Raw genomic sequence first — 24,272 nt, forward strand, 5'->3', positions numbered from 1 at the left:
AAACAAGGTCCCTTGCCTTACTTTTGACATCCTAAAATCATATAAATACAATTTTTCATGAGAAAACTATGCCTGGTTATGGCTTTGGCAGCTCCACTGGGAATGATGGCCCAGAAAGCAGTCAACCCTACTCCCTTCGCCAATACCATTACGGCGGAAGACCTGAAGAAGCACCTCTACATCGTAGCGGGCGCTGAGATGCAGGGTCGCGAGACAGCTACAGAAGGACAGCGCAAGGCTGCCACTTACATCGAGAATTATTTCAAACAGGTAGGACTTACACCCGGCAACAATGGCGCCTGGCAACAGTCGTACCCGGTATACCAGGATTCACTGGGTTCCGCTTCTATCGAGATCAACGGTAAAAAGTTTCAGCCTTATACCGACTTCACCGCTAACCTGGGCGGCTCTTCTTCGTCCTCGCTCATGGCCAGCGAAGTCGTATTTGTAGGATACGGTATCAGCGATGCCAACCGCGATGATTACAAAGGCATCGATGCGAAAGGTAAAGTAGTACTGGTATTGGCTGGTGCACCACCTGCCGCCGGACAGCCCGCTGCAGCTCCCCGTCGAGGTGGCATGTCGCCCGTACTGGAAGCAGCCTTCAAGAACGGCGCTGTTGCCGTATTGCAGGTGCAGCCCGGTTTCCCCCGCAAAGCTGGTTCTACCCGGGGTTACCAATACATCAACGGTTTCAGAAAGACGATTTATCCCAACGTATACGCGGTATCCGAGCAGGTAGCGCAGTCGATCCTCGGTGCTGATTTCGCCCCCGCGCAGGAAGCCATGAAGGCCGGCAACCCACAAGCAAAAGCATACGCAGCCAACATCGCGATCGATTTCCAAAAAGTGATTACCAAGCTGGAAAGCTCCAACGTGGTAGGTGTACTGGAAGGAACCGACAAGAAAGATGAGTACGTATTCCTGACGGCTCACTACGATCACGTGGGCGTGAACGCTGCCGGTCAGATCCATTATGGTGCAGATGATGATGGCTCCGGTACCGTGACCATTCTCGAACTGGCAGAAGCATTTATCAAGGCGAAAGCCGCTGGTAAAGGTCCCCGCCGTACGATCGTGTTCATGACGGTATCTGGTGAAGAGAAAGGCCTGTGGGGTTCTGAATACTATTCAGAGCATCCTATCTTTCCGCTCGATAAGACGACGGTCGACCTCAACATCGACATGATCGGTCGTATCGATCCTACCCGTAAGATCGGCGACTCTACCAACTATGTATATGTAGTAGGTGACGACAAGCTCAGCTCCGACCTGCGTATCATCAGCGAAGCAGCGAACAAGAAATACACCAAGCTCGAACTGGATTATAAATTCAATGATCCCAACGACAAAGAGCGTATCTACTATCGCAGCGACCACTACAACTTCGCGCGCAAGGGTGTTCCCATCATTTTCTATTTCAACGGAACGCACGCGGATTATCACCGTCCTACCGATACCCCCGACAAGATCGATTACGTGCAGATGGCCAAACGTGCCAAGCTCGTATTCTACACTGCCTGGGAAATGGCCAACCGGAACGACATGCTGAAGCGTGACATTCCCTTGAACGTGCCTGGTAGATAATCTTTTGAAGTACAATGCTTCATTATAAACGACAGCGGGTGTATCAAGAGATACACCCGTTGTCGTTTATAATCCTTTATAACTCGTTGCCTCGATGCCTGGCTGCCTCGTTGCCTTTCGTCCGCCTAGTTGCCTGCTTTCACAATTTTAAAACATTGCCGGTGCAGCTTCCCCTGGAAGTCGAAGGGGGTAGTGGCTTTGGTGATATCGCGGATAGAAGTTGATTGAATATTCTCCTGATCGATCACGAATTTGCGGTAATTGGTACTGAAGTACAGGATACCACCGGCCGTCATGGCGTGCAGGGTCTTATTGATGAGCTCCACATGGTCGCGTTGAATGTCGAGAAAGTCGAGCATGCGCTTACTGTTGCTGAAGGTAGGCGGGTCCATCACTACCAGGTCAAAAGATCCGGGTTTCAGCGTATCGAGGTATTGCTTTACATCGGCATGTTCATAAACATGCTTTTGCGGATCGTACATTTCGTTGAGCTGCATATTCTCTTCGCCCCACTTGAGATAAGTTTTGGAGAGGTCGACAGAGGTCACTTCCGACGCGCCACCTGCCGCTGCATATACCGAGAAGGAAGCGGTATAACAAAACAGGTTCAGTACGCGCTTACCGGCAGATTCTTCCCGCACCATGCCGCGGGTAATGCGGTGGTCAAGAAATAATCCGGTATCGAGGTAATCGGAGAGGTTGACTTTAAACGTGAGCCCCGCCTCTTTAGCTTCAAAGAAAACACCTTCGGTAGCTACCCGTTGATACTGACCGAGGCGACCTGCCTTGCGTTGCCGTTGCTTGATGTATACATTATCCGATGGCATCTCCAGAATCTCGCTGATCACCTGGATACAGTCTTCCAGCCATTGTTCATGCTCTTCTTCCGTGAGCGAATGGCGGCGTTTGTATTCTGCGAGGTAAATATTCTCTTCATAGATCTCGATGCAAAAAGGAAATTCGGGCAGGTCGTGATCGTACACGCGATAGCAGGTAATGCCCTGGCGGCGTGCCTGTTTGCCGATATGCTTATACACCTTGGTAAGCCGGTTCCTGAACATCTCCATTTTTTCGGTCGACATGCGCCAAAGATACAGTAACTGGTATTAGTGCGGGAAGTGAAGACTGACTAAAGCTGGTGCGTGGCGGATGTCAGTACGCGTCGGGCATGGTCGCGGCGATACATGATGTAAAAGCCCAGGCTGCTAATAAAGAAGAGACCACTGACCGTCCACCACAGCGTCGTCCAGCCAGCCCGGTCGGCTACCTGCGAACCCAGGAAGGGACCGATGGCCTGCGCAACCGACCAGGCAATCGTAAACAAGCCGGCATACTGACCACGATTGTGGTGCGCGCTGCGCGCGATCCAGTACGAGTTCATGAAAGGCATAGAGAGCATCTCCCCAAAGGTGATGATGACGATCATGACGATCGTGAGCCCCGCATTCATGTGAAAGACATTGAGCATACAGTAAGCGAGACCACAGAGCAATACGCCCAGGGTGATATAATACAGCTTGTTGTGCCGTCCCTCCAGCTTGAACACGAGTACCATCTCTACCAGGGTGATGAGCAGCCCATTGATGGCATTGAGCATACCGATGTACTGTTCCGAAAAATGAAGAACGTTTTTGAAGTAGGCAGAGAGATTGTTGAATACCTGGAAGAAGCAGCCGGCGAAGATCGTGGTGAACAGCAGGAACCACAGGAATATTTTATCGCGATAGGCTGTTTGCGTAGTATCTACAGGCGTAGCGTTGATGGCCGCAGCAGGCGCCCGTTGCCTGGCCGGAGGCAGCAGAAACAGCATCAGGATGCCCGCGGCGATATTGGTACAACCATCTACCCAGAACAGCAGTTCGTATCGATAAGCGGCAATAAGACCACCGGCAGCGCTTCCTACGGCCCAGCCCAGGTTAATGGCGAGCCGGTTAAGAGAGAAAGATCGCGTACGGTTCTCCGGGGTGCTATAGTAGGCAATGGCTGCTGCGTTGGCCGGTCGAAAGGATTCATTGACCATGCTGAGCAAAAAGCTCATGATACAGATGCCCGAAAAAGAATGCATCTGGCCCAGTATCATAAAAAGTACACCGCCACCGATCAGGGCCATGAACTGTATGCGCGAGAACCCGATCTTGTCGGTGAGCCAGCCGCCAAGGTATCCACCTGCAACGGCACCCAGGCCAAAAAGACCCATCACGATACCGGCCTGACCGATACTGTATCCTACTTCGGGGCTGATGAGGTAAATGGTCATGAAGGGCAGCACCATCGTGCCGCTCCGGTTGATCAGCATGATCAGCGAGAGCCACCAGGTGGGGGAGGAGAGGCCGCTATAGGCATTTCTGTAAAGGGACAAGGCGTTGGCAAACATGGCGTATACTTCCTGGCAAAAATAAGGAATGGCAGTGGCTCGCTGCCAGGAGAATGCTGTAAAAGTGACCGGCGACCGCCGGGCTACACTGCCTGGCGCGCTCTATGTCCCTGGTAAAAGGGCTCATCACAAAAACAAAAGCCTGTATCTTTTTCGATACAGGCTTTGAATGTATTGTGGGGTCGGTGACCACGCTTATTGGTCAAAGGCCTACTGTTTGGCGACTATCCGAATACCTTCTTCAGGGTATCGGTAACGCGGGCAGCTGGGTCCTTGCGGATCTTCTGTTCTTCCTGGGCTACCTGGATGAACATACCGCTGAGTGCCTTTTCGGTTACATATCCCGACAGGTCGGAATTGATCTTATTGAAAGAAGTAGGCAGTTTATTATAGGCTTCCGTTAATGCTTTCCAATGTTTGGTAGCTCCTGTTTTCTCCAGCGCGCCTTCGATCACGGGACGGAAAGCAGTGGTCAGAGCAGGTGTTGTTTTGCCACGTAGATAACCAGTGGCGGCTGTATCGGATCCTTTGAGGATACCCAGTGCATCCTGGAAGCTCATGGTCTTCACGGCATCGACGAAGATAGGAGCGGCTGACTTAGAAGCATCTTCAGCAGCCCTGTTCATCGACAGGATGGCGTCGTCTACCAGTTTACCCATACCCACTGAGCGCAAGGCTTTTTCTACTTTTTGTGCTTCTGGAGGCAACAATACTTTGATGGCGGCATTGGCAAAAAAGCCATCAACTGCAGAGAGCTTATTCGCGCCATTGGTAGCGCCAATAGAAAGGGCTTCCTTGAGGCCAGCAGCAATATCTTCACTGCTCAGCGAGCCACCTTTGGCCTTGTTCAGCAGACCACCGGCTTTCTTCAGCAAGCCACCACCGGATTCTTGCGAAAAACTGACTACAGAACTCAATAACAATAAGGGGAGTATTACTTTTTTCATAGCGGACATTATTTCGTTAAAAGTAACGTCGGTTTCCGTAAAAAGTTGTTAAGCCGCCCCCGAATACAGCCATTAAATTCTAGTTAATCCATTCAAAGTCGACGGCTCTGGGCATGTTGTTAAAAACATGCAAAATCTGCGCTGGCGGAGCTGCTATTTTACGCAGTTGGGTATTGATCCAGGCGCCTTCTACGGTGATCACAGCCGCCAGTACATCGGCTTTTTTGTAGATATGATGCTGGATGCTCCAGCGAGACTGATCTTCCTTGGCTTTCAGCAGGTGCAGGTCGATAGTAACATCATCGCCCAGGCGGATCTCTTTCCGGAATATACATTCCTCCCGAAACAATACAGGACCCAGGTGGTGCTGCGCCATAAAGGCAGCCGTGAGACCATGGGCATCCAGGAAAGCAATACGGCAATAAGCGCCGTAGTCGTAGTACACGGAGTGGCGCAAATGAAAATTAGGATCGAGATCCGACCAACGTACTTCAACCGGTTTGATGTAACTGCTCATAGATGAATTTTAAAAAGCTGTCTATAAAATTAGACCATACAGCAATTATTATCTAATTTTCGTATGGCATTAACTTGCCCGAATGTATGCGCAAACTGCTCGCTTTACTATGCCTTGTTACTTTCACCTTTCTCCAGTATGGGAAGGTGATCAGCTACTGGCATTGCCGCGTGGCAGCCCCCATCGATTGCGATTGCGCCAAACAGCTCACCGGTCACTCCGATAGCGATCACCAGCATACACCGTTGTTGATCGCGAAAGAGAAGTCGGAAGAAGTATTCGTGCACCACGATGTGGTGTTGCCCGTATTCAGGACCATGGCAACCGCTGCAGTAGCTGCCAGTCGTTACCTGCCCATGTTACCAGCAGATCATAGTGTCTCCATCTTTCAGCCGCCCCGAAGCATCGCTTAGTTAACACAATTCACTTATTATCGATTCATTAAGCCCGAACGGGAATAGACGGGTATGTCTGTCACAGATTGCAACATCGCGTCACAGCGGTTGGGCAATCGCACAGCATACTCATGGAGTTGCACGCCCTTGACAGGCTCCCGCAGCTGCCAACAACCGATGTATGTATAACAGCCAACTATGGTTGTTATGGCATGCAGTAGCCAACTATTGTCATTAACACAACAACCTGTAATCATGAAATTATCATTCAACTATAGCCTCCTCGCTTCCGTATTATTGATCACCACCGCTTGCCAACACAAAGCGGCACCCGTTGCAGGCTCCGGCAGCCAGGCCACTGTGCAAACACCCACAACCGACCGTACCTACATGGATGCTGCCGGCAACCTGCATCTGCTGGGCCTCAGTACACGTGAACGGCTGGCACAGGCGCCTTTTGCTTCCTGGTTCGATCAGTTTTACAACGGTTATACGATCGATACGGCTACCGCCGGTCAGCTGAAACCTTTGCTGAAAAACAAGAAGTTTGTCATCTTCATGGGTACCTGGTGTGGGGATAGCAAGCGGGAGGTACCACGCATGTACAAATTGCTGGACTACTGTGGAGTGAAATCATCTCAGATCAAACTGATCAATGTAAACAATGCCGACAGTGCTTATAAACAAAGCCCGGGTCACGAGGAAAGAGGTTTGAGTATATTCCGCGTGCCCGATCTGCTGGTGTATGACAAAAACGGAGAAGCGGGCCGCATTGTGGAATCGCCCATCGTGTCACTGGAAAAAGACCTGCTGGCCATCGTACAAAAGCAACCGTATACACCCAAATATCCCGGGGTGGCTTACCTGATCCAGCAGTTTCAGTCCTCGAATTGGCAGGCAACGCCCGCGATGTACGAGCAGGCAGCTGCGCAAATGAAGCCGCAGATAAAGCATTGGGGCGAACTCGCCTCTTTCAGCCGGGTGATGCTAACCAGCGGCTATACCGATCGGGCCATCGATGCCATGCAAATTGCTACCCTGCTCTATCCGGCCGAAACGGGCGCCTTCCTGTACCTGGCCACGGCGTATGTGAAAAAGGGCAATACGCCCGCTGCAAAGGCCTGCTGTGAAAAAGTGTTGCAGTTGCAGCCCGGTAATGCCGACGCAATGGCGTTCCTCAAGGGGTTGGAGAAATAATAAGTTGGGGGCAGGGTGTCTGCCCCCCATTCTAGCTGGCGCACCCGCCGGCCCGTGGTGGGTAGCCGGCTACCCGGATTGGGCAGTGTCCGCGGGCTGGCAATTGTGGGTTTTTTTTACTGAAGGGTTTCACTACATTTGAGCCCTTATTAAAAAATCTATTGAATGAAAAGAACAACCTTGTTGATAGCAGGCTGTTTGGCAACGGCAGCTTCCTTTGCACAAACCAAGCCCGCCGCCAAACCTGCCACCAAACCAGGTGCTGCTAAACCTGCTGCCAAGCCCGCCGCTGCAGCAGTGCCTATGAAGAATGCGACCGACTCCTTCAGCTACGCCATTGGATTGAGCATTGCCAACTTCTACAAGCAATCGGGCATTACCAATATCAATAACCAAATGGTGATCAAAGCCCTGAATGACTCCAAGAGCGGCAAGCCCGCCCTCACCGAAGAGCAGTCCAACGCCTGCATCATGGGTGTGATGCAAACTGCCCGCTCGGCCAAAGCCTCCGGTGCTAAGAAAGCCGGTGAAGCTTACCTGGCGCAGAACAAGTCCAAAGCGGGTGTTATCACCTTGCCCAGCGGCTTGCAATACCAGGTGGTTAAAGAAGGCACCGGTCCCAAGCCCACGATCAACGACCAGGTAAAATGCCACTATATCGGTTCATTCATCGACGGCAGGGAGTTTGAAAGTTCTTACAAGAACGGACAGCCCGTCACCTTCCCTGTGGGTGGTGTGATCCGTGGCTGGACAGAAGCCTTGCAACTAATGCCGATCGGCAGCAAATGGAAACTGTTCATTCCTTCCGACCTCGGTTATGGCGATATGGACAATGGTCCGATCGCTGGTGGATCTACCCTCATTTTTGAAGTAGAACTGATCGAAGTCGTGAAGGCAGAACAACCCACTACACAGCCCGCCACCGGTGGTGGACAATAAGCAAAAGAATCATCTTTTTTATAACGAGTAAGGCCATCTCCGCGGAGATGGCCTTACTCGTTATAACAGTTTGCTGATTTGTCGAACCTGGTGCCTTCATGCCTTACCTAGTTGCCTCTGTGCCTTGCTGCCTGGGTGCCTTTTCTTCTTACTGCTTAATAAACTTCTGCTGGTATAGTGGCTTCCCTTTCTCATCCGTCACGATGATCATATACACGCCCTGGGCAAATCGCTGCACATCCAGGGGCGTGGTGCCATCTGTCACCGGCTTGGTGATGAGCAGGCGGCCGGCGGCATCCAGCACTTTGATCACCGATCGGGCCGCAGTACCGGCAATGTTCACCTGCAAGGTGCTGGCTACCGGATTGGGGAATACCTTGAAGACAGGCTTTCTGGTAGAAAGGGCCATGCTGTTGGTGCTGCGAAGGGAGGTAGCTGTACCCACCTGCAACGTGTAGCAAAGCGCCTCATGATGGGCGCCGTTGTAGCCCCATACCTGCACGTAATACGTGCCGGCCGCAGCCAGATAGTTGATCACCTCATTGCTGGTACCACCCAGCATCGACGTACCCAGGATTTCCTGCGCAGGGCCTAGCAATCGGATATCATAATCATCGGGCAGATTACTCAACGTGATGGTGAGCGTAGCAGGCTCGGTGAGCGTAAAGCTGTAATAGTCCTGGTCGCCAGCCACACTGATCCGCCCGTTGACCTCCGTGTTGAGTGGGATCGATACTGCCTGGCTGTATGTATCATTATCACCGCTGTCGCTGGTGCCTGCACAAGCGACCAGGTAGGTGGTTTGGATCTGAAGATTGTAACAAGTGGTAGCACTGAACTCGCCCCCATAGCCAAACACCAGGATATAATACGTGCCGGCAGGCACATTCGGACGGGCAATCGTTTCGGGACTGGTGCCGCCATATTGCGACCGTTGCAGCTCCATGCCATCTTGATCATACAACACGAGATCAAAGTCTCCTGCCAGGTTGCCCAACTGAATGTTCAGGTCGCCGGCGCTCGCCACATTGATCACATACCAGTCAACGTCTGTACTGCTGGAAATAGCTGCCGACAGGTTGGCATTGGTGCCGACAATCGTAGCCGTTTCGCGCGTGTCGTTCGACTCCATGGCGTTGATGCAGGGAGGAATACCGGGCGTAGTAAACTGGGTGCTGCTATAAGCGCTGGTACCTGAGGCGCAATTGGTGCGCACACGCCAGTCATAGGTCGTGTTGGGTACCAAGCCGCCGATCATTACCGATACCTCCGTAGAGCCGACCGCTGCGCTCGACCAGGTAGTGGCCGTGCTGAGCTTGTACTCCACATTGTAACTAACGGCATTGGGTGCAGCCGTCCAGGACACCGTGGTCAGTAATGGAGTGATATCTGTAACGGTTAATCCCACCGGGCCCGCGCAAAGGGGGGGCGTACCATTGATCGTAAAGTTGGTATTGGAGATGTCGAAAAAGATATTGTTGACTGCTTCTACCTTGACCCTTGCCTGTGTGGTGAGGGTGGTAGGTACGCGAATGATCTCTGAGCCGTCATTGGGCGTATTGGCCGCCAACACCGTCGGAAAGCTGTTACCACCATCGGTCGATAACAGGATCCTCACGTGCGTGCAATGAATGGGTGCGTTGTTGGTGCCGTTTACACTCCACATAATCGTTTGTGCAGCACCGGGTATCCAGGTCACCGTCGTATTGGGTGTCGTGACGGCAAAAGGACCGGCGGCACAAACCGTCACCTGCACATCATCACTCGTATTGCTGCCACCCCCCAGGTGATTGTCCCGCACCGTAAAGCGGAAATTAAGTGTACGGGCGATGGAAGGCAGGGCTTCCCACTTATTGCCATTCGCACCGCTGAGCACAGAAGACAATTGCGGGAACATGCGGGAGGGATTGGTAGAATGTCCCTTGCTGCGGAACTGCGGGCCCGAGGGCGCCATGGCAGAGGGAATGGATACGGTACCATCACCATAAGCATCAAATTGCTCCCAGGTATAGGTCAGTACATCCGTGAGGTCGGCATCACTGGCTGTGCCGGTGAGCGTAAAAGGAGTAGCATGGGGAATGATATAGTCGCTGCCTGCATTAGCAACGGGAAGCGCATTGCCGGTGCTCGTCAGCGTAGCGCAGATGCCTGCGGGATTGTATTTCGCATAGTTGGTGACCTGCTCGATGGTCTTGGCATGGAAGTAATCGTCGCTATGCGGTTGTATGTCTGTATCTGGACCCGAAATGCCTGCATAACCCATGATGGTACTGCCACTACCGGGTTCTACATTCGAGCCGGTGCCTTCATTATAGTAGGTGAAGGTGTGGGTAGCGCCAAACTGATGTCCGATCTCATGGCTGGTATAGTCGATCACAAAGGGATCGCCTTCGGGGATGGTATGTGATGTATATCCCCGCCCTTTGCTGCCATTCACACAAACACAACCCACACAACCTGCCGCACCATTATTGGCACCCCGGTGCAGGAGGTGACCAATATCATAATTGGCGCTGCCGATCGCTGCATCGATGGTTAACTGTGTCTGGCTGTTGAATTCACTGGTCCAGGGATCGGTGGCCGGATTGAGGAAGATGAGGGTGTCGTTGCCCGCAACGAGTTGCAAGCGTATACCAAAGTCGCGCTCATAGATGCCATTGATCCTGGTTAGCAGGGTATTCATAGCGGCCAGTACCTTGCCCTTGCGTTGCGCATCGCTGGTCTCCGTACCATCTAAAAAATAGCTGGCATATTCGCCAGAGGCGGCCAGGGCCAGTCGATACGTACGTAGCTGTCCATCATCGGCGCCGCGTAAAGTGGCACCGGATGCATTGGCTTGTCGCCTGGCAGGCCCAGCCTGTTGACCCGTGAGGCATTTGAACAATTGTTGGTAGTCGATCATTTCGCCGCGCGAGAAAACGACATAATGCGGATCGTTGCGCTTAACCGGATCGATGTACACCGTAGGCCGGTCTACCGAGAGGATCATGCCATGAAAGCCGCGCGGCGATACATCGAAGCGGATGATGGAACCGGGATGATCGAGGCTCCGGCCCGCATACGACTGTATGCCCGGATACCTGGCGGCCAGGGCAGGGTCCATCGTTCCGGAAGGGGTAACGTTGAACCGCTCCAACACACCTTCGGCATTGGGAATGCTGATCGTCATAGTAGGCACAGCTCCGCTGGCCCTTGCTAAAGAAGAGCTGCTGCGTAAGGAAGTTTGGATGGCTGTTTCATTCAGGCGAAAGAGCTTGTAGGCCTGCGGACGGATATGGGAAGTGAAAAGATCGTTGGTGATGGTGGATTCGTTGACCGGGGTCCAGGAACTGTTTTGTTGCGAAAAGGACCAGAAACCTATTACCATTGATCCCAGAAATAGTAAAAGTATTTTCATGAGACAATCGTTTTGGCCTGCCTAAAAGTAAGTCAAAAAAGCATTAGCATTATCACCATAAAGGGTGTACGGGCATACAACTTAGTGGTGATGGACTAAAGGTGTAACATGCTTTGACAATTAATAAGTACATAGGCCATAAAGTTTAAAGCATCACTATGTTTATTCAACAAGTGTTCAACTAACTTGATCAGGACTCCGTATAATAGCAAAGATGTCTCACGATACCGTGAGACACCGGTGCCAGCGAATGGCAGGGAACATCGTCGTGTTTATGAATCGTTATGCAGAGACGGGACTAGGGTAAGAGGCGCCGATCATGGCTCCGGCCAGTGTGGTATAACAAGCTACCCAGGCTTCCTTCAACTCATTGTGCCAGAACTTATCCAACTCTTTTTCCAGCGTCCACAACAGGGCCACACCCACAACCTCATAGTGCTTCTCTTCCACCCCATACTTTACATGTCGCCGGGCAAGCTGCGCCACTTCGTCCAGTATATCTTCCAGGGTATCCAACCGGCCAATCACATACTGGATCATGGCCATCAGTTTACGGGATTGTTCGGGTTGCGGAACGCGAAACAGGGGGCGCAGGTGCGGAGCCAGTTCAAACAGGCGGCCATAAAACAGCTGTCCTACCTCTTCGGTGGGCAGGCAGGCCACCAGTGTCCACGATCGCTTAACCAGTTGTATTTGCGCTGCTGTCATGTGATAAATGATTTATACCTCAAAAATGCAGCGACCGGCGGCGGCATAAAAACTTATGGCAGCGAAGTGTGGTAAAATCAAAAACAGGCGGTGGTATCAGCTACTGATCCTTTGATACCGAGGGTTGAGATGTTGTGATTGGTAGCCCGCATAAAAAGATCCGGAAGTGATCGGTGTCGATCGACTTCCGGATCAGTGGAACATTATCCCTTATCAATTATTTGTACAACAGTTCGTAGTACTCGGTAGCCATGCGGCCCGCTTCAAAACGGAAGCGTACATCGCGCATACCATTCTTAGCCACCTGGCGCCACGTATCGTAGTTGTCGTAGTAGAGTGGGAGGATCTCTTTTTCCAGAATGTCGTACAATTTCTCATAATCGTAGTCATCCTGTTGTTGCACGTTCATGTGTGCATAATCTCCTTTAGGCACCACAAAGCCATTGTGACCGTGGTCCATGAACTCGGGTATCCAGCCATCATCGGTCGAGAAGTTGACAGCGCCGTTCATGGCAGCCGTCATACCACTGGTGCCCGATGCTTCGCGGGGTACACGGGGATTGTTGAGCCAGATGTCGGAAGCCTGCTTCATCCTTTTGGAAAGGGTCAGTTCATAACCGATCAGCACGGCTACATTCTTGTAGTTCTTGCTGAAGTGTACCAGGTTGTTGAACTCGTTGATGGCGGGATAGTCCATCGGGTAGGGTTTACCTGCCCAGATGATCTGCACCGGATATTTGGTATTGCTGAGTAATTTCTCGAAGCGGGCTTTGTCGCGGGTCAGGAACTCCGCGCGTTTGTAGCCCGCAAAGCGGCGTGCCCATACGATAGTAAGGACATTTGGGTCGAATACCTTGCCCGTCTGGTCGGCTACGATCTCGAAGGCACGTTTCTTCAGGTATTTCTTGCGGTCGTCAAACCAGATATCGTTGCTTTCATCAGCTGCGCGGTACAGTTGCTTATCGGCCCAATAAGTCCAGTTCTGTGCATTGGTGATCGAGATAATAGGGCAGATGCCAGGATATTTACCCCACATCTGGCGGGATACCTCCCCGTGCAAGGCCGATACGCCATTGGCGAGATGGGCAAAGCGCAGTGCTACCAGCGAGTGGTTGAACTGATCATCCTGCAAACCGGTCAGCTTGCGCACTTCATCGAGCCCCAGCCCACAGAAATAACTCATCTTATGGCAGAGGTTGATATCGTGCTTTTCATTGCCGGCTTCTTCCGGTGTATGCGTAGTAAATACGAGTCGTTTTTTGATCTCTTCTACATTACCGAACTTCTTATAGAGATAGAATACCGACGAAACGCCATGGGCCTCATTGAGGTGATAACGCTCGGGGTTGAAGTTGAGCTCGTCGATCAGTTTGGCACCACCGACACCCAACAGGATGAACTGCGCCACTTTAGTAGCCACATTGGCATCGTACAGGCGGTGGGTGATGGTTTGCGATACGTAATCGTTCTCGGGCAAGTCGGTGCTCAGCAGGAACAGCGGAGCCGTTTTGAACGTTTCGGGATTCAGGTAAAAGACCTTGATCCACACTGGGTGGTCATGGATGATGATCTGAAACTTGATGCCGGTATCTTCGAGAAAACTATAATTCTTCTCCATCCAGGTGGTCTGTAAAGTCTGATCCTGGTTGCGTGCCTGGTCGTAGTAACCATATTTCCACAATATCCCTACGCCGATCAGGTTCTGGCGTAGTTCATACGCGCTGCGCAGGTGCGATCCGGAGAGAAAACCAAGTCCTCCGCTATAGATCTTCAGCGGCTGGTGAACGGCAAATTCCATCGAAAAATAAGCTACACTTTTCGAAAAGCGCTCATCTGTCTGGTACGGTACTTTGTAATTGATAAAGCTCATATGGTGTAATACAATTATTCCTGGTTGATTAAATCCTGTTATCCCCACCCACTCCGGGCAATTACGGGGCCAGCCTTACTAAACATGCTATGTGTACAAAATACACAAATGCGGTGCAATATAATGGTAAAAAACTACATGTGAAGTTTTTTACAACTTCTTGCACAGGCTGATACCAACGCTGCAGTAATGGGCTTATTGTATGGGGAACGGGCTGTTGTAAGGGACTACGGTATTTGGAATGGTGGTTACGGCGCAGTCGCTGGGCTTATTTTTTCCCTGTTTTGCCTTTGGCGTCAGGTTTGGCGGTCGCTTTCTTTTTCGGATAGCTGCCTTCAAAAAAGCAGGTGATATCGCGGTAAGTACCGCATCCGCCGGTTTCTTTCATACTCACCTTGCCAGCTGTGAAAGCGAATTCCAGCGTGCAGGGGTTGCCACTTTCCTGAAACACTGCCGTAGAGGCTGATACAAAACGGGCAATGCCTTTTACCTCACCCCGGCAATCGCCTTTTTCAAAATGCACGAACACCAGGGGTTCATTGGTCCTTTTGCCATCGCGTACCGAGATAAAGTTCTTCTTGTCTTTCACATAATCACCCGAAAACTTGTTTTTGGCAGGCAGGGTATCGATGGGGTTGATCACGTTCTCGATGATCTCTTCATTGGGCTCGGTCATGATGAGCGTAAACTCATTGGCGCCGCTGTTGAAGATATAGACATTGCGTTTAAAGCTGGTCTCGCTGCTGGCCTTTTTCCTTTCCACATAAGTGGTGATCTGGATCTTTTTGTCGAGCATGCCATAAGCGGAAGAGTATTGTTCAAATCCCTGCTTTACGATGGGCAGCATCGACAAAAACTGATCGTCTTTGTTGAAGGTAGCCAGGTAGCCAATACGTTTGACGCCTGTAGTAGCTTTAATGAAGAGGTAAGTTTCCTTATCATTATCGTTGTAACGGGCGAGGGGGAAGATGCGGGGGGTAGCACCCTTGCCAAAATCACGCTGAATGAGGCTGTCTGGCACAAATTGGGTGAAGATCTTGTAGCCGATCTGCAGGGAGTCTGTCGACTTCTTCACCAGGGTAGTATCGGCAATGCGGATGGGTAGCGGTGCTTCCGGAAAAAACTCGATGAATTCTTTGGCTGTTACGGTTTCATCATCCTGCAGGGAAGTCTTTTTTCCTTTACAGGCAACGATCAACAACAGAAAGGGTAACCAAAGTAAATATAACTTCATAATCCGGGTTAAAACATTCACGGTTAAAAGTAATACATCCCCTGCACTCCTTGAAAAGATTGTGTTTTTATATTGGTAAATTAATTTTAGATTTGTCTAAATTAAAATTTAGCCAGATAGTAAATGAGTGCGGCCCCGAAATATTCCAGCAGTACAGAAAATTACCTGAAAGCCATATTCCACCTGCAAAAGAACGATGGCGTAGTAACCACCAACGATGTAGCCAATGAGTTGCAAACGAGGCCTGCCTCGGTGACCGACATGCTCAAAAAGTTGAAGGCGCAGAAACTGCTCCTCTATGAAAAATACAAGGGTTTCAAGTTGAGCAACGAGGGCAAGAAGGTAGCCCTGCAAATCATTCGTAAACACCGCCTGTGGGAATTCTTCCTCGTAGAGAAGTTGAATTTTGGGTGGGACGAAGTGCATGAGATTGCCGAAGAATTGGAGCATATCAGCAGTAAAAAGCTGATCGACCGCCTGGATGAATTCCTCGGTTTCCCCAAGCAGGATCCCCATGGTGATCCCATTCCCGATAGCAACGGCAAGTTTACCGTGCCCAAGCAGGTGGACCTGCTCAACCTGCCCGTCAACAAAATAGCAGAAGTATCGAGCATCGGCGACCAGAGTCCGGAAATGCTGGAATTGCTTGGGCACAAAGGCATTGCACTGGGTACACGCGTAGAGGTTAAGAAAAAGTTCGCGTTCGATAATTCCCTCGAGCTGAAATTTAAGAACCAATCGATCGTTACAATCAGCGAGCATGTGGCGAAAAATGTGTATGTAAAGTATGATGAATAGACTAAAACATGAGCAGTCGCTCAGTGAAGTACATGGTTCCGTCGACGTCAATAGTAAAGCGATTGGCTGGAAGAGAGTGCTGTCATTCTTTGGTCCCGCCTACCTGGTGAGTGTAGGTTATATGGACCCGGGCAACTGGGCCACCGACCTGGCGGGCGGTAGCAAATTTGGTTATTCGCTGGTATGGGTATTGTTGATGAGTAATATCATGGCGTTGCTGCTGCAAAGTCTTTCTGCCCGCCTGGGCATCGTGCGTGGTCGTGACCTGGCGCAGGCCAACCGCGAAACTTATCCCAAAACCATCAATTTCTTCTTATACATATTGGCCGAGGTGGCTATTGCCGCCACAGACCTGGCCGAGGTATTGGGGATGGCCATCGGCATCCACCTGTTGACGGGCATGCCCATCATTTGGGGTGTTGGCATTACCGTGCTGGATACCTTGTTGTTGTTGTACCTGCAGAAGCTGGGCATGCGCAAGATGGAAGCTTTTATCATCGGCCTGGTGGCCGTGGTGGGGTTGTCCTTCCTGGTCGAGATCATACTCGTAAAGCCCGATCTGGCGGAAGTGGCCACTGGCTTTGTGCCCACCTTCCCCAATGACGAAGCCTTGTACATTGCCATCGGTATCATCGGTGCTACCGTGATGCCACACAACCTGTACCTGCATTCGGCCCTCGTACAAACCCGTAAGATCGACCGTACGCGGGAAGGTATCAAGCAGGCCCTGAAATGGAGTTTCGTCGATTCGACCATCGCGTTGAATATCGCCTTCCTCGTCAATGCCGCCATCCTTGTACTCGCCGCCACCGCCTTCTTCAAGAACGGCATCGTGGTCGATCAGATCAAAGATGCGCACCAGTTATTGTCAGGCGTACTGGGTTCCAAAGTGGCGCCTACATTATTTGCCATCGCGTTGATCGCTGCCGGTCAAAGTTCTACCGTCACCGGTACACTCGCCGGGCAGATCGTGATGGAAGGGTACCTGCGCTTGCGCATCAATCCCTGGATCAGGCGTTTGCTCACGCGTTTGCTGGCGATCGTGCCTGCTATCATTGTCATCTATATTTTTGGAGAAAAGGAAGTGGATTACCTGCTGATCCTGAGCCAGGTGATCTTGAGTATGCAACTAGGGTTTGCGGTGATCCCGCTGATCCATTTTGTGAGCGACCGCAAAACGATGGGCGCTTTCACGATCAAACCCATTGTTCAATTGGCCGCCTGGTTGATTGCCGCGGTACTGGTATACCTCAATATACGCATGGTGATTGCAGAGGCCAGTGGCGTGTTTGAGCACGAGGGCAACCTGTTCTGGAAGGTCGTGATTGTGCTGGCAGCGATCGGCTTCCTGGTATTGCTGGCCTATACCACCTTGTATCCCTTCTTCAGCAAGCGTACCAAACCGGTATCCATCCAGATGCACCCACAGGTAGATGCTTTGAAGCCGCTGGTGGTACCTTCCTATAAAAGGATTGCCGTAGCGCTTGAGTTTGGCGAGCACGACTCAGCCATCCTGGCGCATGCGATCGGGCAGGGGCGTCCAGAATCCGAATATGTATTGATCCATATTGTGGAGAGTGCTACTACAAGGTTGCTCGGGAAGGAAGCAGATGATTTTGAGACCCGTGCCGATGATGAACGTCTGCAATTTTATATACAGCAATTGACGGAAAAAGGGTTTGCCACCACTGGTCACCTCGGTTTTCATCACCGTGCCAAAGAGATCGTGCGCCTGGTAAAAGAAAGCGGGGCCGATATGCTCGTGATCGGCGCACACCGCCATACTGGTGTCAAAGATTGGTTGTATGGGGAGACGATTAACTCCGTACGGCATGAGCTGACGATACCAGTACTCGTTGTCAACTTCTAACCAAACAAGAATACATAAAAAAGGTGGGCCGATCGGCCCACCTTTTTTATGTATCATATGAGGCTTTTAAGCTGTTGCGGGTGTCGGCGCCATCGCAGGGCGCGGTTTGGCGGCCGGCTTTTTCTTCTTACGGCCCCACCAGATCATGAATCCGGTAATGGGCAGCGAAGCTGCGATCAGGCTCGCAAAAAAAGCGAGGAACTTACCGGGTAATCCAAGCACGGCACCCGTATGCACATCGTAGTTCATCCGGTATACCTTGTCAGATACTGTCGCCTGATCGATCCTGCCCCAGATATGGGCTGCCGGCACTTCTTTCAGGGTGTATTGATCATAGTAGATATAATCCGTTTGCCAATACGTCTTCTTGTCCACGTTGAGCGCAGCTTCGATGGTGCCGGAATCGGTAGCCGGGAAATGCACTTCCAGGGAACCGCCATCCTGCCGTTTGCCTTTCAGGTTGCTCCAGATAGCATCGATGGGCTGGGCATATTGGCGTGCTTTGGTGGTGTCGGAGAGTGGTTCTACGTACTCGATCGACTTCTTACCGCCGATCAGGGCATAGGAGCCTTTGGCAAACCACTGGAAGCCCCAAACCAGGCCGGTGAGGGCAATAAAGATCACCACCCAGGTCATATAAAATCCAAATACATTGTGCAGGTCGTAGTTCTTACGGCGCCATTTGGCATCCCACTTCACGGAAAAGCGTTGCTTGCGGGCGGCTTTATTCTTAGGCCACCAAAGTACGATACCGGTGATCATCATCACGACAAACACCAGGGTAGCACTGGCTACCACGGGCTGGCCGATGGTCGGTGGCAGCCAGAGATAGAAATGGCCGTCTAGTATCCAATGGAAGAAATCGACTTCCATATCTTTTGTCTTCAGCACTTCTCCTGTATACGGGTTGAGGTATACCATATAGTAATATTCTTCAGGCTCGAAGGCGTAGAAGGTGACGCGGGCGGCATCGGTTCGGTCAAAATAACCGACGCTGTGAATGGCTTTGCCAGGTAGTTGTTTTTCGGCGATGGTCCTCAGCTGGGAGGGTGGCAGATAGGGTTTGTCAGACGCCTCCACAAAGCGATAGGGCTGCGTCGTATTCGAAATCTCCTCCTGGAAGGCGTAAATACATCCGGTAAGGGAAATGATGACTACGAGCAGGCCAGACGCCAGTCCGAGCCAAAGATGAACCTTACCAATGATCTTCTTAAACGACATGAACAGTTTTTAATAGACTGATTATCAAAATACCATAACCCGTAAAGCACCTTTGTTTTTTGAAGGGAGCCTTACGGGCGGGCGAAAAGGACGGTTTAACAGTACCTAATACTTTTCGGTTTCAGGACCCCAAAGTTGGCATTCCTGCTGCGAAATGGTTTATATAATCGGGAAAATCGGGCTTACGCAAGCCGAAATAGTGGTGACTGGCGGTGGAGCGCGCCGGGGCTTGTTCGGCACAAACGCGGACCAAACGCGCACTAAACGCGGGCCAAACCCGGACAAAACGCGCACGTGAGCGCGTTTCGTGTGCGTTTGACCTGGCTTTGAACCGTTTTTGTTAGGCGTTTGGTCCGAATGAGGTCTGGAGTAGCATGCGTTCAGTACGCCAAATACCGCCATCAAACTGCGCCTCTATACGTGACGCAGTATCTACGCTGTATCCTCTATAACGCATTGACTATGAATAGGACCTTACCTAGCTTACGGGTGCAATCCGGCGGGTAATGGTGTAAATTCCATCCTGCCCGGACATGCTGCACTACGTAATGCATTAATTTCCAATGTTTCGCGAATGTTAACAAATCGCATCGTGGTCAATTATGGAAATTTTAGTCCTGCCAAATAAAACAACATCCTGAATATTGGAAGAAATTTATAGTGCGGACCGTGAACAACGGTCCCCTAATCATGAGAAAATTTACGCCATTTCAATAACCCGTGCTTTCCTTCAGGAACACAAGTACGACAACTGATCATCATCGCGACCCGGGTTATTTGACATGGCAGGTCAGTTGCAGCGAAATGGTTAAGGCTCTCCAATAGCACCAGCACTTATGCCGGTCCTGCTACCAAGGCTAGCCCGGCAGGATACGCATTACATACTCTCTTTTTAACCCCTGGAGCACCTCCAGGCTTGCAGGCCGCCGTACACTGGGAAATTCAGTTGCAATATGCCAAACAGGTTGAGTGGCGAACGCGCCCTCGATCGTGTGCTGCATCCACAAACATTAAGAAACCGTTACACTGTCATGCGAAAAAACATCCTGGAGCGCCTGGAGCGTATTGACCGCCTTATCCGAATCAAGGGAACCGGGAATCCGGCAAAACTGGCGGCCAGACTGAAAATGTCCGAAAGAAGCCTGTACCAATACCTCAACCTCATGCGGGAATTGGGGGCTCCTATCAAATTCGACCAATTCCGCGACACTTACTACTATAGTGAGGATGGTCAGTTTATCATTAGTTTTCAACGATCTCTCAACGAAAAACAAAAGACCATCTCCGCATTGATCCAAACGGAAGTGCAGGTGGCCTAGTATTCACTTTTATCTGCCATCACCATATGAACTACGCAAAAGTTATCGGATCGGCACTGCAGTTGTTTCCTAAAAAGATACAGGTCACCCTGCTGGAGCCAGGCACCGACAGGCTCCTGGGCAAATGCAAGCTGCCAGCGGCCACTTTACCGCCCGCTTTCGACCGGCCCACCACCCTTACCATCAACAACACATTGTGGCGGGTACTGGCCGCATCGCCCTTGTCGGCAGATGATTTTCTATATTCCAAAAAGTTATTGTTGCATGTACAGCCGGTGACACAGACATCGCCCGATCGCTTCTTCTGGCCTACCCGTTGCGATTGGGAGCCCGAAGTGATCAGTTACCCGGCGGGGCTTGCAACAGACGAGGTAAGTAGTAGGACAGACCCCGCAGGTGCCAGTGAATCTGAACGGCTGACCCTCGACCGGCGCGACTGGCTGCAGTTACAACTGCTACCCTTACAACAGCGGGAGATCGTAGAAGAAGCACTGAGTCATATACGGGCCATCCTGAAACGCGAGTCCAATCCACTGCTCGGGTACGAACAACAATACTTGCGAACGGGTATCGCCGTAGCAGGGCTTTCCATCATGTGGGAAGACTTCCTACAACAGCTGAACGAGCCAACGCCCATGTCACTGACCCTGGAGCCGGGACACGCGGTACGCAATGCCTTTTGCCTCCGCACAGATAGCTACACCTACTATGGCCTGGTGCAGGATGGCCTCATCACCAGCCTGGGGCTGGCCGCCCTGGAGTATGTCGATGAAGAACTCATGCGCATCCTGGAGGCTTTTCAATTGGAGTTGGTCGACTGGTGCCGGGTAAGTCGGCTCAGCGCAGAACCAGGTGACCCGCCAAAAAGTGAAGCGATCGATTGGTAGATTGGTGCCTAATCGTATTTAATCCCCTTGCTGAACAGGAACTCGCGCAGCGAAAGCGTGAGCGTCGCCTGCACATAATTTTCCTTGATGAGGTTGTTGGTAATGGTACCACGACGGCCTGCTTCCAGCGATAATCCATAAAAGAGGCTGCCGCTCAGGTAGCCGCCATACCCAATGCTGCCACCCACTTCTTTGATCGGTGTGTTGCGGATGCGCAGGTAAGAGTCATGGGTGAAGAAGCCAGCCTGCAGGTAATTCTTTTCATAACGACGTCCCCATTTCTCTAGCTGGTTGCTGATCTGTACGCCGGCAGATAGTCGCCGGCTGTCGATGAGGGAATAGCCCAATCCCCGTTGTTGCAGGTCGGTCCAACTCTGGTAATTGTAATCTACTGCGAGCGTCACACGATTTTTGTGGGTAAGCGACAGGCCGGCGTCGTAGGATACCGGTAAGGAGAATGCGGTGGCTGCGATTGTTTCATCTTCTTTTACCGCAGTAGTACCTTCCGTAATGGAGACCGTTCTTTCCGCGTTGAGGGTTGCCTTGGTCGTCATCTTGCCGCCCAGGGCAAACTTCCAGTTCTTGCTGAGATTGGCCGAATAGATGGAGCCAAATTCAAACCGGACATTGTTGTAGTATTCACGGGTTTTGGTGATCAGCGATGCTGCCAGCATATCCCCCGTGAGGGTTTCCGTATGGTTGATGGACCCAAAGATAAAAGACGAGCGAACACCGATCGACAGGTGTTTGCCAATGGCGAAGGCATTGTTCCAGTATACATTGTACAACCCACCATCACCGACATAGTCACCTGCATAGGTATCTTCGGAACCTTCTACATTTTTGGTCGCTGCATAGTGGTAGCCCACATAACTCACCGGCATAAAGCCCACGCTGCTGGCCCATACATTGTTCAGCTTGGTGGCTACCGAAAATGACTTGATCGAGAAGTCGCGCGTTTTGCTGGCGGTAACGTCGATGGGGGTGCCGGCATAAGTAATGATCTTGCCGGTCAGGGCCATGTTCACGTATACATTGCTGCGCTCCAGCCCGCTCAGTGAAGCGGGATTCTTCAGAAACTGGTAATGGGGGCTGCTCATCAGCGATACCGAGCTATTGGCCATCCCAAGGCTACGGTCGTAAAAGCGTTGCTCCAGGTCGCCGACGCCATAAATAGAGTAGGGGGCATTGTAGTCCTGCGCCGTGGCAGCTCCGGCCATCAACAGCGACAGGATCGTAAGAGTCTTCTGCATGAATATTTTTTTGAGTAGTGGCATGTGCAAGGTTTAGCTTATTCAACGGCCATGACGGTCACGCTCAATTGGGTTTTGTACTTGGGGTGGTTGGCGCTGCCCATCAACACCCGGTCGAGGCCCTGGGTGGTGCCGGGTGCTTCCTGCAATACAAAGAAGCCACCTTCCGTAGTGCCGGCGGTGGTGAGCAGGTAGTTGATATACGACGATACGTCAAACGTATAATTGGTATTGCTACGACTGATATAATCCACGAAAGGCGACGCGTACATCATGGAGGCTCCGTCGCTGGAGGTGAGCGCGCTGCCGATCAGGTTGCTCGCATCCGTTTGCGCCAGGTAAAGGCTATCCGGCAGGCGGTATCCATAGTCATCAAAAGTTTGCTCCACGGGTTTCAATACCAGTTTGGCGCTGATCAGCCGTACTACAGGGGTATAGCCCAGTATATTGCGCAGGGAAGGAAACTTCACCTTCATCATCACGCCGGTACCTGCCTGGCTAAAAGCATAAGATGTTTGCGCATCGGGAAAGAACTCTGTTTGTAAGTTGTTTTTAGGCGCCAGGGGCGTGTTGCTGCGATCGCTCACGACGCGGTTGTACTGGTAATCGGTACGGGTGATGTAAAATTGGATGATATGTTCCTGGTAGGTAGGGATGGTGGTATGATAATGAAGCTTCATGACGACACTACTGTCGGCATTGAAGCTATAGATGGCGCCTTTGTCGGTAGCGCCCACCCGGATGCAGAATCCACGCAGGTAGTTGAGAAAATTATCGGCCGTGCTGACCTCGGTGGCATTCGTCCGGATCTTGTTGTACAGGTCCAGTCCCTTGTCTTGCGGCAACCTGATCTGCAGGGAGTCGCCATAACCGGGCCGCAACTGTCTGGTAACGCTGGCCAATGGTGCAGGCAACAACCCCGTGGTCGACGTATTGTAGATCTGGCTGGCATAGGTATAATCGGGTTGGTAGGCCATCTCATACACCGAATAGGTTTGGGCACCAAGCGTATCGCCATAGTATTGTTGTATTGGGTTAAAACCAAGCGCTATGGAGTCGTATACGGCATCGTTGGGGAAAGTGAAACTGACGAGATCGGCAGGCAAGCCAAACTGCAGGTAGGTGCTGGCATCCGTAGTGCCGAGCTGTGCATCGCTCCAGCGGCCGATCAGTATGATCTTGTTGCCGTTGGTGGGGAAGGAGTCAAGCACGACGGTAGACATCACCGGGGTGATCGTGTCGATGGTAATGATCCTGGTATTGCTGTCGCCGTCGGTGATGTCGCCAAAGCTGATCTCGTCTTTATAACAAGAAGTAAAGAACAGGGCGAGGAAAATAACAACGGGTAGCACACGGGTGGCTGATCTCGGTAAAGTCATACGCTTGTCTGGAATGTTGATTGGCGCAATATATCGGCCCGTCATTGGGTGACTTTGTTATAATATATGATCATCCATGAATAATCGACGAAGTCGACATTTCGATCTGTAAAGGGAAAGAGCCTGCTGAATACGTTGCTGCGGCCTGTTGTGCACTTGTTATTGAACCAGCACTGGTACTGATGAAGCGGGTCCGGTGGGTGTTTTTGTCCTGGCAGATTATATTCAGAATTTCGTCGATTCAACCTCGCTACCCATCTATTTTACCAAGACGTTTGGAGACGCACGGAATACTTTTATCGAAAATACTGTAACGCCAGCGGGCTATTGGTGACCGCGCCTGTTTAAACCCCTGCGAAAACCGCGGAAGGTGGAAGACC

At 51.3% G+C, this 24,272-nt stretch carries 19 protein-coding genes; 8 read left to right on the plus strand and 11 right to left on the minus strand.

Annotated features, from left to right (window positions below):
* Positions 1-57: 57 nt before the first annotated feature.
* Complete coding sequence (locus P2W70_RS09395) at positions 58-1,587, plus strand: M28 family peptidase (protein ID WP_276481189.1); 1,530 nt, start codon at positions 58-60, stop codon at positions 1,585-1,587.
* A gap of 125 nt (positions 1,588-1,712) precedes the next feature.
* On the opposite strand, the gene P2W70_RS09400 is transcribed toward P2W70_RS09395, so the two are convergent.
* From P2W70_RS09400 to P2W70_RS09415, 4 genes are all read right to left on the minus strand, one after another.
* Positions 1,713-2,669, minus strand: a complete 957-nt coding sequence (locus P2W70_RS09400) for a class I SAM-dependent methyltransferase (RefSeq protein ID WP_276481190.1) — start codon at positions 2,667-2,669, stop codon at positions 1,713-1,715.
* Positions 2,670-2,716: 47 nt separating this feature from the next.
* Positions 2,717-3,961 (minus strand): MFS transporter, encoded by a 1,245-nt coding sequence (locus P2W70_RS09405; RefSeq protein WP_276481191.1) that lies wholly within the window; start codon positions 3,959-3,961, stop codon positions 2,717-2,719.
* A gap of 224 nt (positions 3,962-4,185) precedes the next feature.
* On the minus strand, positions 4,186-4,908 hold the full coding sequence (locus P2W70_RS09410; RefSeq protein ID WP_276481192.1) for a DUF4197 domain-containing protein: 723 nt from the start codon (positions 4,906-4,908) through the stop codon (positions 4,186-4,188).
* A 79-nt stretch (positions 4,909-4,987) separates the two neighbouring features.
* Positions 4,988-5,425: an acyl-CoA thioesterase gene (locus P2W70_RS09415; RefSeq protein ID WP_276481193.1), complete on the minus strand. Its 438-nt coding sequence runs from the start codon at positions 5,423-5,425 to the stop codon at positions 4,988-4,990.
* Positions 5,426-5,511: 86 nt separating this feature from the next.
* On the opposite strand from P2W70_RS09415, the gene P2W70_RS09420 reads away from it, so the two are divergent.
* From P2W70_RS09420 to P2W70_RS09430, 3 genes are all read left to right on the plus strand, one after another.
* Positions 5,512-5,838 (plus strand): hypothetical protein, encoded by a 327-nt coding sequence (locus tag P2W70_RS09420; RefSeq protein WP_276481194.1) that lies wholly within the window; start codon positions 5,512-5,514, stop codon positions 5,836-5,838.
* A 237-nt stretch (positions 5,839-6,075) separates the two neighbouring features.
* The gene (locus P2W70_RS09425; protein WP_276481195.1) at positions 6,076-7,017 is read left to right on the plus strand and encodes a hypothetical protein; all 942 of its coding nucleotides are present in this window, start codon (positions 6,076-6,078) and stop codon (positions 7,015-7,017) included.
* Between the two features lie 165 nt (positions 7,018-7,182).
* Positions 7,183-7,956 (plus strand): BamJ family beta-barrel-assembly machinery protein, encoded by a 774-nt coding sequence (locus tag P2W70_RS09430; protein ID WP_276481196.1) that lies wholly within the window; start codon positions 7,183-7,185, stop codon positions 7,954-7,956.
* 148 nt (positions 7,957-8,104) lie between these two features.
* Here P2W70_RS09430 and P2W70_RS09435 read toward each other — a convergent pair whose 3' ends face one another.
* The 4 genes from P2W70_RS09435 to P2W70_RS09450 form a co-directional block, all read right to left on the minus strand.
* Complete coding sequence (locus P2W70_RS09435) at positions 8,105-11,353, minus strand: reprolysin-like metallopeptidase (RefSeq protein ID WP_276481197.1); 3,249 nt, start codon at positions 11,351-11,353, stop codon at positions 8,105-8,107.
* 282 nt (positions 11,354-11,635) lie between these two features.
* Positions 11,636-12,061 (minus strand): globin domain-containing protein, encoded by a 426-nt coding sequence (locus P2W70_RS09440; RefSeq protein WP_276481198.1) that lies wholly within the window; start codon positions 12,059-12,061, stop codon positions 11,636-11,638.
* 217 nt (positions 12,062-12,278) lie between these two features.
* Entirely contained in the window at positions 12,279-13,931 is a 1,653-nt protein-coding gene (gene glgP / locus P2W70_RS09445; protein ID WP_276481199.1) for an alpha-glucan family phosphorylase, read from the minus strand.
* Between the two features lie 268 nt (positions 13,932-14,199).
* Positions 14,200-15,165 carry a hypothetical protein gene (locus tag P2W70_RS09450; RefSeq protein ID WP_276481200.1) on the minus strand — a complete coding sequence of 322 codons (966 nt, stop codon included), beginning with the start codon at positions 15,163-15,165 and terminating at the stop codon, positions 14,200-14,202.
* A gap of 123 nt (positions 15,166-15,288) precedes the next feature.
* Between P2W70_RS09450 and P2W70_RS09455 the strand changes: the two genes are divergently transcribed.
* The gene (locus P2W70_RS09455; protein WP_276481201.1) at positions 15,289-15,963 is read left to right on the plus strand and encodes a metal-dependent transcriptional regulator; all 675 of its coding nucleotides are present in this window, start codon (positions 15,289-15,291) and stop codon (positions 15,961-15,963) included.
* Positions 15,953-17,833, plus strand: coding sequence for an Nramp family divalent metal transporter (locus tag P2W70_RS09460; protein ID WP_276481202.1), 1,881 nt, complete (start codon positions 15,953-15,955; stop codon positions 17,831-17,833). The genes P2W70_RS09455 and P2W70_RS09460 overlap by 11 nt, the downstream gene beginning before the upstream one ends.
* A 66-nt stretch (positions 17,834-17,899) precedes the next feature.
* Here the strand turns inward: P2W70_RS09460 and P2W70_RS09465 are convergent, their stop codons facing one another.
* The gene (locus P2W70_RS09465; protein WP_276481203.1) at positions 17,900-19,054 is read right to left on the minus strand and encodes a PepSY-associated TM helix domain-containing protein; all 1,155 of its coding nucleotides are present in this window, start codon (positions 19,052-19,054) and stop codon (positions 17,900-17,902) included.
* 1,031 nt (positions 19,055-20,085) lie between these two features.
* Here P2W70_RS09465 and P2W70_RS09470 point away from each other — a divergent pair.
* Together P2W70_RS09470 and P2W70_RS09475 are read left to right on the plus strand one after the other, a co-directional pair.
* Positions 20,086-20,373, plus strand: coding sequence for a hypothetical protein (locus tag P2W70_RS09470; RefSeq protein ID WP_276481204.1), 288 nt, complete (start codon positions 20,086-20,088; stop codon positions 20,371-20,373).
* A 26-nt stretch (positions 20,374-20,399) separates the two neighbouring features.
* Positions 20,400-21,260, plus strand: a complete 861-nt coding sequence (locus P2W70_RS09475) for a hypothetical protein (protein ID WP_276481205.1) — start codon at positions 20,400-20,402, stop codon at positions 21,258-21,260.
* A gap of 8 nt (positions 21,261-21,268) precedes the next feature.
* Here the strand turns inward: P2W70_RS09475 and bamG are convergent, their stop codons facing one another.
* Both bamG and P2W70_RS09485 read right to left on the minus strand, forming a co-directional pair.
* The gene (gene bamG, locus P2W70_RS09480; protein ID WP_276481206.1) at positions 21,269-22,513 is read right to left on the minus strand and encodes a BamG family beta-barrel-assembly machinery protein; all 1,245 of its coding nucleotides are present in this window, start codon (positions 22,511-22,513) and stop codon (positions 21,269-21,271) included.
* A gap of 38 nt (positions 22,514-22,551) precedes the next feature.
* The gene (locus P2W70_RS09485) at positions 22,552-23,892 is read right to left on the minus strand and encodes a DUF4270 family protein (protein WP_276481207.1); all 1,341 of its coding nucleotides are present in this window, start codon (positions 23,890-23,892) and stop codon (positions 22,552-22,554) included.
* Positions 23,893-24,272: the final 380 nt, after the last annotated feature.

The organism is Paraflavitalea pollutisoli (genome assembly GCF_029360705.1).
GTDB classification, from domain to species: domain Bacteria; phylum Bacteroidota; class Bacteroidia; order Chitinophagales; family Chitinophagaceae; genus Paraflavitalea; species Paraflavitalea pollutisoli.